This is a genomic window from Salmonella sp. SAL00653, assembly GCF_046552515.1.
Taxonomy (GTDB): domain Bacteria; phylum Pseudomonadota; class Gammaproteobacteria; order Enterobacterales; family Enterobacteriaceae; genus Salmonella; species Salmonella enterica.
Genome location: NZ_JBGDTY010000021.1, coordinates 12,248 through 24,190 on the forward strand (window position 1 = coordinate 12,248; position 11,943 = coordinate 24,190).

The following is an 11,943-nucleotide window of genomic DNA, read 5'->3' on the forward strand; positions in this document are numbered from 1 at the left end:
CCGGCTAACTGTCTTTTGCATAATCACATTTTCCTCTTTATGTGAGGCTATGAAACGCGCATATAAATACCGGTTTTACCCCACGACTGAGCAGGCTGAGCTTTTAGCTCAGACGTTCGGTTGTGTGCGTTTCGTCTACAACTCCATCCTCCGCTGGCGTACCGATGCGTACTACGAGCGAAAGGAAAAGATCGGTTACCTACAGGCCAACGCTCGCCTTACGGCGCTGAAAAAGGAGCCGGAATTTGCCTGGCTTAACGACGTTTCCTGCGTTCCCCTCCAGCAGTCTTTGCGCCACCAACAAACCGCCTTTGCTAACTTCTTCGCCGGACGGGCTGCATATCCGGCTTTCAAAAGCAAACGGCACAAGCAGGCGGCTGAGTTCACTGCGAGCGCGTTTAAATACCGCGACGGCAAGCTGTACATGGCAAAGAACAAAATCCCCTTAGACGTGCGCTGGAGTCGTCCGCTGCCGTCCGTGCCGTCTACCGTCACCATTTCCAAAGATGCCGCAGGGCGGTACTTTGTTTCGTGCCTTTGCGAATTTGAATCCGCATCACTGCCGATCACCTCTTCAATGGTCGGCATTGATGTTGGTTTAAAAGATTTGTTCGTCACCGATACCGGATTCAGGTCCGGCAATCCCCGCCATACCGCTAAATACGCGGCTCGCCTGGCACTACTCCAGCGCCGGTTAAGCAAAAAGGCCAAAGGCTCAAAGAACCGCGCCAAAGCCCGCTTAAAGGTGGCCCAACTCCACGCGAAAATTGCTGATTGCCGACTGGATGCCCTGCACAAGGCATCCCGCAAACTGATTAACGATAACCAAGTTGTTTGCGTCGAATCCCTGAAAGTGAAGAACATGCTCCGCAACCCGTCGCTATCCAAAGCGATAGCAGACGCGAGCTGGGGCGAACTTGTGCGCCAGCTCCAGTACAAAGGCGAATGGGCCGGGCGGTCAGTAGTCGCCATTGACCAGTTTTTCCCGTCCTCAAAACGCTGTAGCTGTTGCGGTTTCACCATGAAAAAAATGCCTCTTGATGTTCGTAAATGGCAGTGCCCTGAGTGCGGAACTGACCACGACAGGGACGTTAACGCGGCACGTAATATCAAAGCTGCCGGGCTGGCAGTGTTAGCCCACGGAGAGCCTGTAAATCCTGAATCACTCAAAGCGGCTTAGGTTCGGCTCGTTGAAGTGGGAATCCCCGTCCTTCAGGGCGGGGAGCAGTCAAACATTCCTCCCGTCCTGCGCCGGTTATCCGTCGGCGGCTCCCCCCTGCCCAGCAGAATAATACTGCTGTCTCCACCAGCCGGAGTGATGCGATCCACCCAGAAGGTGTCACCGAGAATGGTTAGTGTGTCCGGGCGCTTCAGATGGACTGTCAGGGATGTTTTGACAAAAAATGTAGGCTTGTCCACCTCAATCCGGACACCTCCGGCGGCATACGACACACTTTCAGGATCGTCAAATACGCCCGTAAGCGTGGCCCCTGCCAGAACGCCGGAGGTTATTGTTGCTACCGTTCCCATCACCCGGAGGATGGCATCATCAGCCTGAGAAATCGCGGTATCAAACAGGTTTTCGGACTGCGACATATCGCCACCCTTACAGTTCAATAATAAGTCCTGCAGCAATCAGCTCGTCCACATCGTGTTGCGAAATACGCGCCGGGTTTCCCGCCATAACCATATCCAGTTCCCGGTTACTGTCCGGATCGATAGCGCAGATGTGTAGTGTACGAAGCGCCCTGATAAGTACCCGTTCGGATCTTTGCCCGATCCCGGGCGGCACTATGGGTTCATCACTGTCATTTTCCACAACAGACAAACGCTCCGCCTCCGCTTCCTCTTCCCATTCCATGACACGCTGGCTGAGTTCAGCGGCGCTCCCGGACACATCCGGATCACGCCCAAGCCGCGTCGCAAGCTCCCGCAGACGCTGTATATTCTCTTCTTTTGTTGCCATAAAAGATCCTCCCGCAATTTGTAACAATAAAGGCCTGAATCAGGCCTTTTGGGATGCTTAACCGACGGTGACAATGACAAACTCATCCGGGTCCGGCAGGACCATCAGCGGCGCAGACTGCGTCATGGTATATTCATTCGCCGGGTCCCCCACCGTCAGCCAGTGTTTGGGATAACGGGTGGCGGCAACGATACCCTCCGCGAGCGCCTGTGAATCCTGAATGGCACCATAGCAGCGGATACCTTCTGCCGCCGTATTTCCCAGAACCAGAGTCCCTTCAGGCAGGTAACGCTTTTCGGTCCCGTTATCAGCAACATAGGATGTTTTAGCCACCACAATGGCCAAATCTCCGTAATACCCCTTGAACGACACCACAGCCCCAAGGTCCTTAACCGCCGTTTCCAGCTGAGAATTTGAACCGCGGCGTGTATCCAGTTTTTCACGGAACAGCTTAAAGCCGTTCAGCAGACGCCAGACTTTCCCGTCCATCACGGCAATATTGATCAGACCGGATGCCTGGTCGCAGTACATATCCAGATCATAAGTCGGGTCAAAGGTTTCCCTGTCCTGCTCTGACCATTTTTTACCTGTGGCCTGAATAATGTTATTCCCGGCGGAGCGACCAAAATCCACCTCCACGGTGTCAAACTGCTCGCCCTGCATGGTGTATTTCCCGTTCAGCACCGCACTGACGGCCTGCATCTCCTCCACCTGGACGATGGCCTTCTCTTCCTGCTTCAGGTTATCGGTCAGAATGCGCAGACGACGGTAGGCCGGATCGTTAAGCCTGGCCGGGTCTTCACCCGGCAGACGCTCAACAACCTGCGCATAGTTAACTTCATGCTTCGGTTTGACATACCCCGGACGCAGTACGCGCGTTTCCCCACCGCGGTTACGCAGAACCTTCCCTCCAACCACCGGAGATACATAAGCGGCAATCGGCGTTTTTCCGGTAATTTTGTCCAGCATGACTTCCTGGGTAGGAAATGTCACAGTACGGCGAAAAAACAGGCTCAGGAAGAGTGGGTTAAATTTAACTTTCTGCTCGGTATAACCCAGCAACTGGCGGGTGGTAAACAATCCCATAAATGGTGTCCTCCGGACGTTAAATACGATAAAGGCCGCTTCGCGGCCTTCTTATTACGGTAAAGCGGCGTGACTGACGGCGCTTCCGGCGAATGCATTTGCCTGCTTAATGGCATCCACACTCTTCGGCCATACCAGTGATTCTGTGGCAAAGGTGCCGCTCTTCCAGTACGTCAGCAGGTTTTCCGACCCGTCCAGCGCAAGAGCCAGAACCCCGACCGCCGTTCCGGCCTTCTGCCCGTCCCAGGCCACCAGTTTCCCGGTGGTATCATCCAGCATCAGGGGCGTCAGCATCGGTGTGGCCGCCGTTATCCCGCTGACTCCCGTTGCGGTATGTGCCGGATCGTTACCGGCGAAAATGCGGTTATCCGCACGTTTCTCAATAGTGGTGGTAAATGACATGCTGTCTCCTTATCAGGTGGCTGAAGTACCGGGAATACTCATCAACAACGTCGTTTCGGTATCATTACTGTGGCCTTTGCCGCCGGATATGGGGCCCGGGGAATGAGACTGCATGAAAGCATCAAATGCGTTGTTCATGCTCAGCCCCGCATTACCGGATTTGTCCGGAGCGGCAGCCAGCAGGTCACGGGCCTGATCTGTGGTCATACCAGGCATGACAGCCAGTTTTTCCGCCAACTCTTCACGGCCTTTCGCCTCATCAAGCGCCATCACGGCATCATGAAGTGACGTTGCCGCAGCGATCGGCGATGCTGCCAGAATGGTTCTGGCCTGTTCCACCGTCATCTCCGGCATGGCCGCCAGTGTCTGTGCGAGTGTTTCCCGACCACCAGCTTCTTCCAGGGCAAGGATACGGTCAGCGGTGCTGGTCGTATCCGCCGGCGCGGCGGCAGCCAGAATAGACTTCGCCTGAGCAACGCTCATTCCCGGCTGCCCGGCCAGCATCTGTGCCAGTGCCTCATGCCCCCTGGCCTCCGGGCAACCCAGAATTCCCATTACGCGCTGGTTTTCCTGCGTGACAGCGTCAGCTGCACTTAATTCAGGCATAGTGCCTCCTGTCTTGTTACTGTTGATAGCTTCTGCCATCACGCCGATGGCGTCAGCAGCATTCACCATTCCATCTGCCAGTCCGGTAGTGATAATGGCCTGCCCGTCATACACTGCCGCCTCCGTCGCCATTACCGCATCGACAGACAACCCCGTGTACCGGGCCACTTTTTCTGCAAACATCTTTCTGGCCTCGTCCATTCGCTGCTGGTAGTCGGCATAGACGCTTTCCGGTAATTTCTGGCTGGGCGTCAGATCAGCCTTGTGTGCGCCAGAATAGATAAGGGTGATATCGATCCCTTCCTGTTTCAGTTTTTCGGCGTAGCTGGTATGCGCCATCACCACACCAATTGATCCCATTCTGGACGTCTGGGTCACAAGGCGGTGCGAACAGGCTGCCGCCAGCAACATGGCCGCCGAACAGGCTGTTTCATTTGCCAGTGCCCAGACAGGTTTCTGTTCGCGCATCCGGTAAATCATGTCAGCACAGTCAAACGCCCCGGCAGCCTGACCGCCGGGACTGTCAATATCCAGCAGAATGCCTTTTACCTCCGGATCTGAAACCGCCTGTTGTAGCCGGGCAGTGACACCGTCATAGCCGGTCATCCCTGAAAAGGGACGCATTCCGCCGAGTTTATGAACCAGTGTTCCGGTCACGGGTAATACCGCAATACCGTTCACTACCTGATAAAAACGTGCCTGCGGCTTTCCGGTCGCCATAAAATCGCCTGTGACCAGTGCCATATCCGACTGATCCAGACTTTCGTTATTACCGGGAATGTGCAGGCTGTTAATGCCTGACTCCCTGCCCAACGCGCAAAAGAAAACCCGCGCATAGGCGGGTTCAAGCAGCAACGGAGCACTGGTTGCCTGGCTGATGATGTGCGGGAGATTACGTTGCACGCTTTTCCTCCTCCGTCTGACGGCTCGCCGCGATCTGTTGTTGATAGGTATCGGTGATCCATACCGGACGCGAAAGTCCGGCTGTCCGCCGTTCTTCGGATTCCCTGACCTGCTGGCGGAATATCTCCTGGTAATCCTCGCCCATAATGGCGAGCTCTTTTTCATAGGTACTCAGCCCGGCCTCAATACGCATCACGGCTTCCTGAACCTCCTTGAGTCCGTCAATCGCCATACGTCCGGCACCAATCCACTCCGATCGGCTCCAGCTGGATCGGGCCTCCCAGAAGGAAAACCTGGCCCGGGGTGCCCGGATAACTCCCCGTATCAGCGCCTCCTCCAGCCAGCAGGAAAACATTTGTGTCGCCAGCCGTCCGGCAATGAACCGGCGCCGCCCCAGGAAATAGCGCCAGGACTCATTGGCAGATGCGCGGGCGCTGGAATAGCTGACCTGAGAATAATCACGCGAAAGCTGCTCATAAGAGACCCCCAGCCCGGCGGCAATATACCGTAGCAGCGCCTGCTCCAGCGCTGAAAAGCCATTATCGGAATCCTGCGCAGTCTGCAGATTCAGCTCATCACCCGGGTACAGGTGGGGAATTTTTACACCGCCCAGTTTGATACTGTTGGTACTGTAATAGCGGGCATAATTTGCGAGCATGTTAACAAGGGGCGTATCTTTGTTATCTGCCGCCGTGATGTATTCAAAGGCTTTCTCGGAATCGAGTTCGCTTTCTATCGTGGCGGCGTACATGGCTTTGACAATCGCGGACTGAAGCTGCGTTGCCTGCAGGGTATCAAGCATCTTCAGCCGCTCCATCACACTGTAAAACTGATTGGCACCGCGCGTCTGTCCGTCCTCAACCGGCTCGAAAATATGTAACATCGCGGGTCGTCCGGACGGCAGAAAACGAGGAATACGGGTCCAGCGCTCCCCACCAGCCACCGGCCAGTCGTCATCACAGACATGATAGGCGAGGGCTTTTCCATTCCGGTCCGTTTCCACCCCTGCGCGAAGCTGGCGGTTTCCGCGGGCATACCCCGGTGTGTCAACCCGTTTCGGACTGACAGCCTTGAACCGGGTACGGAAAACCTGCGTGGTTTCAGCGTCCCAGACAGGCTGGAGAAAAATTTCACCATTAAAGGCGTGAACGCCCACGCCTTCACGGATGAACTCTGTAAAAGTCCGCTTCCCCTCGGCATCCATTTCGCCAAAAATACCATCGCAATACTCTGTCCATGCAGCTTCAACCTCATCCACAAAACTCTTCGCTGCGCTCTCACGCATACCAAGATAGCGCCAGTTTGGACGATAGCTGATAAGAAACAGGTGTCCGACAATATGATCCTTGTGCAGCGCCACCGCATTTGCTGCAATACCATTATTACGGACCAGATCATCAGCCCGCGCATTGCCGAGGCGCAACGAAGGCAGCAGCGCGGCATCCACGCTTTCCGCCGGGGGCATCCAGTCAGCCATCTGTCCGCCGAAACCGATCCCCCCGCCGGTGTATCCCAGACTTTCCCGCAGCGGCGTGCCGTGAACATCCACCAGAACCGGGGTGCGCTTCACAGTCTCACCCCCACAGGTGCCCGGCGGCGACCATTGCACAGTGACGCCTCAAGTTCCGCGACATATTTTTTCAGATCCCCCACCGATGTCGCGGTAAATTCAACCCGTCGCCCGTCTTTCTGAACCGTCGCCACCCGTTTTCCCGTCATCAGGTCATGCAGCGCGACGCGGGCTTCCTGTAGCTCAGTGATTGTTGCCATTAACTCCTCCTGCCAGCATTGCGGCCAGTTGTTCAAGTGTCGGGGTATCCTGCTCTTCGCTTTTCCTTGATGTCGCCAGCGCCTCCAGATCCAGTTGCCAGCGCTGCACAGACACCCGTAACGCTGCACTGGCATAGACAAGACAATCCAGCGCTTCGTTACGACGTCCTTTGGCATCCCATAACAGCCGGAATTTTCCGTTAACCAGTTTCTCCACCAGCTCTTCGGCTACCAGTTGCTTCGCTTCCACCTCCGTAAAAACATCCGGATTATCCGGAAAGCGGATCGCATAAGGCGTGGCTTCGTCGGCAGGCGCAGTAACCGCCCCCATTCTGGCGTAAAGCATTTCTTTGGCAGTATCAGTACCGATTTCGCACAGGAATACCCCGCTCTGGTTGCGTTTTTTAGGCATGGTAATAACGGGTTTTCCGTAAACGGAGGCCCCTTTGACAGGCAGCACGCGGAAAATGCCGTGTTTTTTTGAGCGTTTATAGACGATTTCTGCATCGATACCGCCGATATCCCAGCAGATACGGGAAATGGAAATATCCGTCCCGTCAGCATGACGATATTTTTTATTAATGACGGCATCCACACGTTGCAGGGTATCTTCATCATCATGCCGTCCCATGATAATTTGCTTATCAATAAGGAAAGCCTCTTCGCCCGGCGCCCAGCCCCAGACATACATTTCATAACGGTTACGCTGGGAGTCGATACCAGAGGTCAGATACACCACCCGCTCCGGAACCGGCGCCGCATAATGAATCACTTTTTCCAGCAAAAGCTCATGGCTGAGTTTTTCGGCCACCGCCTCTTCATAAGGCTCGCCCAAAGTGGTGTTTATAAAGGTTTTCACACCATTTGGATCTTTCAGCGCATCCAGCCAGTCATAAATAATCTGTATCCAGGTGGTAAAGGGACTGTAAGCCGTCCAGATATGAAAGGTAATGGATCGTGGCGGAGGAACCTCCTCACCGGACGCGCTGAAATAAGCCAGTCCATCGCGTGTCCACATGCCTGTGTTATCGCAAATCCAGCGGCCTGCTTTCTGATCAAGTTCCGATTGACGGATCACGCATCCATTATGTTCACAAAGGTAATACACCGTCTCCGGCTTGCTTTCCTCCCATTTCAGACCGAACGGCGTACTGCCATCACCGAATTTAAGGTACTGTTCTTCGCCACAGTGCGGACACGGTACATGAAAACGCATAAAATGCGCCGATTCATTTGCCGCCTTTTCAATCTGGCATGACCCTTTGACTTTTGGTGTGGAGCCCCGAATGGATTTAGGCCAGACAGAACCTTCAATACGTTTATCCCCCAGCAGCGTCGGCGAACCTTCTTTCTCGACATCCGGCTCAAAAGATGACAATTCGTCATAGCAGACCACATCCACCGATTTTTCACGGTAGTTTTTGGCTGCTGCACCACCGAGGCACCAGAACCCTACACCGGAAGAAAAGCGTTTCAGGGTGAGCGTATTATCACGATGTTTACGCCCGAACCAGGGGGCCAGCTCCAGCAATACAGGAACATCCCTGATAGTCGGCTCCACGTGGGATTTCATAAAATCCTCAGCGGATGAGTCGGTCGGCTGGAACAACAGGCTGTTGCGCGACTTGTGCTCTATGAAATAGCCTTCTACCCCCAGCAACATTTTGGTATAGCCCACGCGGGCAGACTTAATGAGGTTTACAACACGGATCAGTTCATACCCCATCGCGTTCATTATCGCTACCTGAAACGGCAGCGTTTCCCATTTGCCGGGGGTGTAGGAGGACTCTTTTGGCAGATAGTAATACTCATCAGCCCACTGCACGGTGGTAAGCGGTACTGGAATATGAAGCGCTATCAGCCCGTTAGTTATGGCTCTGTTGGCATTATTCGCCCTGCGCTCTCCGGAAATCATCGGTCCACTTCTCCACATCCGCTATCGTGGCGGCCCTGCCTGACGCCCTGGCGATTTCCGTTCTGACCACATCGATGTGCGACTGGCACAGATCAGGATATTTGCGCTGTAATACCAGCGGTATCCTTGACAGTATCCCTGCTATTTCCTGAGCCACCCGTTGCAGGATGTAGGTGAACAGTTCGGTCTCAAGAACCAGCCCTTCGCGCTCAGCATTTTTAAGTTCCTGCGCATCCGCCTGGGCTTTTGTCAGGCGGTAGCGCTCATAGTCGATGGTGCCGGGATTAAGCTCTGATTCCGCAGCGGCACGTAAATCATCAACCTCTTTACGCAGCTTTTCATTTTCAATAGACGCATCACGCTCCGCGTACCATGAAATCGCTGCCGCGGTGTCGAACACTGCTTCGTTACCTTTTCCTCCTCCGGAAACAAGTGGCAGCCCCTGGCTTTGCCAGGCTGTGACAGTTCTGACGTCACAACCAAAAATTTCAGCCAGTTTTTTTTTGTTCACGTTCATGGAAAAGTCTCCCGGAAACAGGAAAGGATCTGCGATCTTCGTTTTTAACTAAAAACGTTATTCAGCAGATCCTTTCTTTTTTCTAAAAAAACCTTTAAAAACAGTTAATAAACGATAAGAAGAACGGATCTGGCTTTTCCCTGAAAATTTTCATAAGGAGTGAAATCCTGCGACGCTGCCGCCCCGTAATGTCCCGGACTGCCGGAAAGGACCCGTAAAGGTTGATGTCCTCCCACGGATTAGCCCCTGCTGAAATGCTTACTTACGTAACCGTTCCAGCAAATCTTTCTCAAATATCCCGGTACTTTTACACTCAACCGGCTTCACCTTATCGTTACCGTCGGCAGTATCCAGTCCGGCAGTGCCTGTCACCATTACCGAAACATTACTGCCTTCACCGGCACTCCAGACCTGCGCGACGATACGGTAATGCTCCTGGATATTTTGTGTCTGCGGTAACAGTGAACAGTCCAGATACAACGAACTCAGTTCCGGGTCATCCCCTGTAACGGCGATAATACCTGTGGTCTGGTCGTTAACACTGGCTGTGATGGCCTTCTCCCTGAAATACAGCGCCACGGCATTCAGCAACTCATCCGGTTTACGGTTACCGATGAATGAGGTTGATATCTGTTCGCTCATCCCTGGCTGCTGCCCGGCCTGGCTGTCCTGCTGTTGCTGCCCTCCTGTTTTAACCGGACCATACACAGTAATGCAGCCGCCAAGACAAATTGCGGCAGCGGTGGCTAATATACGGCGCATAGTCATTACCGATAATAAAGCGTTGTACAACCGGCGAGGGACACACATACCAGGGCCAGTACGAATAATTTTGCCTTCATTAATTTTCCTTGTTATCAGGTTTCAGTTCTGCCCGGTCACTTTGTCCCAGGTACGTTCGCATGTGCTTCCGGCGACATAACGCTCATCAGCCTCTTTTGCGAACTTTCCCGCCAGATCATCAGCTTCGCCAAGCAACTGGGCGAGCAGTATTCCGGTCTCGGCTTTTGCCTGGCTTGCTGCGGCAAGAGCGGAAAGCCTGCCGGTTTCACTTCCTGCGAGCTGCCGTTGTACTGCTGCGAGCTGCTGTTGCAGCCCACCGCGAGCACGCTCAGCAGCATCAGCATCGGCCTGTATTTTTGCCAGTTCTTCATCGGCTCTTTTCCGTTCTTCATCTGCGGCGTGCTGGCGACGCTTCTCTTTCGCTCTTTCGGTTACTTCTTGCTGCAATGCGGCGGTCGCATCGGTAAGATCTCGTTGCGCCCATTGGAATTTCCAGGATGAATCTGCCTTCTGATAACCTCGTGAATAACACCAGTACGCACCAGCACATAACAAAAAAGCCACCAGCAGTATTTCTGCTAATGGCTTCCAGAATTTTTTAAGCAATTTCAGCAGTACTATCATACGAGCACCGATTTTGCTTTCTCAAAGCGCTCCCTCCGATCACCAATACTGTTCTGTCCTCCGTTGATTATCTGCGTAACGCGTACCATGTCGCCGGAGTATTTCAGACACCCTTTAGCCACAAAAAACCACGCTGCGGATCGGGCGGCATGACGTTCCAGCTCAAGCTGTCCCGGATTCGCCACCAGATCCAGTTTCAGGGCAACGCCACATCTGGTGTAATTCTCCAGCCCGGTAATCTGGATAAGCCCACGCCCGCGATACTTCCAGCCATCTCCGGCGTCTTTGTTACCCATGCGGCCACCGTAAACCAGATTGGCTATTTGTGGCTGGTGGGCAACCTGGCGATCATCAATACGCCCCAGCATTTCGCACTGATACGGCGTCAGGCGTTTACCAAACATCTTCTTCAGCGCCTCCACCGAATAATTGAAGCTTTCCTTCAGAACAGTAAATCCTGCTGATTCATGTCCCGTTTGTGCAATAAACATGGCCTGATCCAGTGGCGCGGTAATACCGAATTCGCTCATTGCCGCCGTAATATGCGGATACCAGCGCGCAGAAAGCCCGGCGCTAATACCAGCCGCCTGCTGAAATTGTTGTTGATTCATCAGTGCCTCAGTGCATCAACCAGACGCGCCACATTACCGCGAGCCCACAGCACAGCGGCGCAGATAAGGATATTCACCATCACCACCAGCCAGTGGGATGATTCATATAAACCAAAAACAAACCGGAAAGGGACGCTGGCATATACCAGCACCATGACATAGGCCAGTAACGAAATCAGGGGGCGGTGTGTCGCATCACCGCGTCGGTAAAACATCAGAACGATTACTATTACCCCACAAATTACGGCATTCAGAACTGCAGAAGGGTCATTTGCTACCATTTGATCCCCCTCCCCTGATACGAGAAAGAATACTGAACAGGCTGTTCAGATCCTGACTGTTAAGAAAAGTGAGAAACTTTATACACATTGCAGAAATAATCACTGCGCCAAGAGCATCCAGTGGTTTTTCATAATGCGTTATTGCCGCAAGCTTAGTACCTATCAGCCCGGCGCCAAGCACTCCCACAATAAATGATGTAATAAAATAAGCGACCAGCCTGATGCGTCCGATGTTGGTTGCCGTGGCGACATAAAACACCGCGCCGGCAAAAGCACCGAATACCACACCATAATCGGTTCCGGTCGCCAGACCGAATACACTGGCCCCCATTAATCCACCAGCCAACACTGTCGCACTGGATACAGGTTCGGACATTAAGCCCCCTCTTGTTATGTGAGTCCTCTCAGAAATGAGGGGAAGGAGATCACCTGTAGGCGATCGGAATGTGAGCCTTTAGCCCGATCAGGCTCACATTGTG

At 53.6% G+C, this 11,943-nt stretch carries 15 protein-coding genes; 1 reads left to right on the forward strand and 14 read right to left on the reverse strand.

The features are described 5' to 3' along the window. The first annotated feature begins 49 nt into the window (after positions 1-49). On the forward strand, positions 50-1,180 hold the full coding sequence (locus tag ACLJRU_RS20685; RefSeq protein ID WP_001539782.1) for an RNA-guided endonuclease InsQ/TnpB family protein: 1,131 nt from the start codon (positions 50-52) through the stop codon (positions 1,178-1,180). A gap of 32 nt (positions 1,181-1,212) precedes the next feature. Here the strand turns inward: ACLJRU_RS20685 and ACLJRU_RS20690 are convergent, their stop codons facing one another. The 14 genes from ACLJRU_RS20690 to ACLJRU_RS20755 form a co-directional block, all read right to left on the reverse strand. After that, positions 1,213-1,596: a head-tail joining protein gene (locus tag ACLJRU_RS20690; RefSeq protein ID WP_001539781.1), complete on the reverse strand. Its 384-nt coding sequence runs from the start codon at positions 1,594-1,596 to the stop codon at positions 1,213-1,215. Positions 1,597-1,606: 10 nt separating this feature from the next. Beyond that, the gene (locus tag ACLJRU_RS20695) at positions 1,607-1,966 is read right to left on the reverse strand and encodes a DNA-packaging protein FI (RefSeq protein WP_001539780.1); all 360 of its coding nucleotides are present in this window, start codon (positions 1,964-1,966) and stop codon (positions 1,607-1,609) included. 57 nt (positions 1,967-2,023) lie between these two features. Then, on the reverse strand, positions 2,024-3,052 hold the full coding sequence (locus tag ACLJRU_RS20700; RefSeq protein ID WP_000522566.1) for a major capsid protein: 1,029 nt from the start codon (positions 3,050-3,052) through the stop codon (positions 2,024-2,026). Positions 3,053-3,106: 54 nt separating this feature from the next. Further along, entirely contained in the window at positions 3,107-3,454 is a 348-nt protein-coding gene (locus ACLJRU_RS20705; protein ID WP_001539777.1) for a head decoration protein, read from the reverse strand. A 12-nt stretch (positions 3,455-3,466) separates the two neighbouring features. Next, on the reverse strand, positions 3,467-4,963 hold the full coding sequence (locus ACLJRU_RS20710) for a S49 family peptidase (RefSeq protein WP_006669512.1): 1,497 nt from the start codon (positions 4,961-4,963) through the stop codon (positions 3,467-3,469). Next, positions 4,953-6,533: a phage portal protein gene (locus ACLJRU_RS20715; protein WP_000831820.1), complete on the reverse strand. Its 1,581-nt coding sequence runs from the start codon at positions 6,531-6,533 to the stop codon at positions 4,953-4,955. Before ACLJRU_RS20715 ends, ACLJRU_RS20710 begins: the two co-directional genes overlap by 11 nt. Further along, positions 6,530-6,733, reverse strand: coding sequence for a phage head-tail joining protein (locus ACLJRU_RS20720; protein ID WP_000201415.1), 204 nt, complete (start codon positions 6,731-6,733; stop codon positions 6,530-6,532). Before ACLJRU_RS20720 ends, ACLJRU_RS20715 begins: the two co-directional genes overlap by 4 nt. Further along, on the reverse strand, positions 6,717-8,648 hold the full coding sequence (locus tag ACLJRU_RS20725; protein ID WP_001539769.1) for a phage terminase large subunit family protein: 1,932 nt from the start codon (positions 8,646-8,648) through the stop codon (positions 6,717-6,719). Before ACLJRU_RS20725 ends, ACLJRU_RS20720 begins: the two co-directional genes overlap by 17 nt. Continuing rightward, a complete protein-coding gene (locus tag ACLJRU_RS20730) occupies positions 8,620-9,165 on the reverse strand; it encodes a terminase small subunit (RefSeq protein WP_001102154.1) in 546 nt (181 codons plus the stop codon). Before ACLJRU_RS20730 ends, ACLJRU_RS20725 begins: the two co-directional genes overlap by 29 nt. Before the next feature lie 258 nt (positions 9,166-9,423). Then, the gene (locus tag ACLJRU_RS20735; protein ID WP_023234883.1) at positions 9,424-9,927 is read right to left on the reverse strand and encodes a hypothetical protein; all 504 of its coding nucleotides are present in this window, start codon (positions 9,925-9,927) and stop codon (positions 9,424-9,426) included. 102 nt (positions 9,928-10,029) lie between these two features. Beyond that, on the reverse strand, positions 10,030-10,572 hold the full coding sequence (locus ACLJRU_RS20740) for a DUF2514 family protein (RefSeq protein ID WP_001539764.1): 543 nt from the start codon (positions 10,570-10,572) through the stop codon (positions 10,030-10,032). Continuing rightward, entirely contained in the window at positions 10,569-11,183 is a 615-nt protein-coding gene (locus tag ACLJRU_RS20745) for a glycoside hydrolase family 19 protein (protein ID WP_001539762.1), read from the reverse strand. Before ACLJRU_RS20745 ends, ACLJRU_RS20740 begins: the two co-directional genes overlap by 4 nt. Beyond that, positions 11,183-11,464, reverse strand: coding sequence for a phage holin family protein (locus ACLJRU_RS20750; RefSeq protein WP_000226307.1), 282 nt, complete (start codon positions 11,462-11,464; stop codon positions 11,183-11,185). The genes ACLJRU_RS20745 and ACLJRU_RS20750 overlap by 1 nt, the downstream gene beginning before the upstream one ends. Further along, complete coding sequence (locus ACLJRU_RS20755) at positions 11,451-11,840, reverse strand: phage holin family protein (protein WP_001294873.1); 390 nt, start codon at positions 11,838-11,840, stop codon at positions 11,451-11,453. Before ACLJRU_RS20755 ends, ACLJRU_RS20750 begins: the two co-directional genes overlap by 14 nt. Positions 11,841-11,943 lie beyond the last annotated feature (103 nt).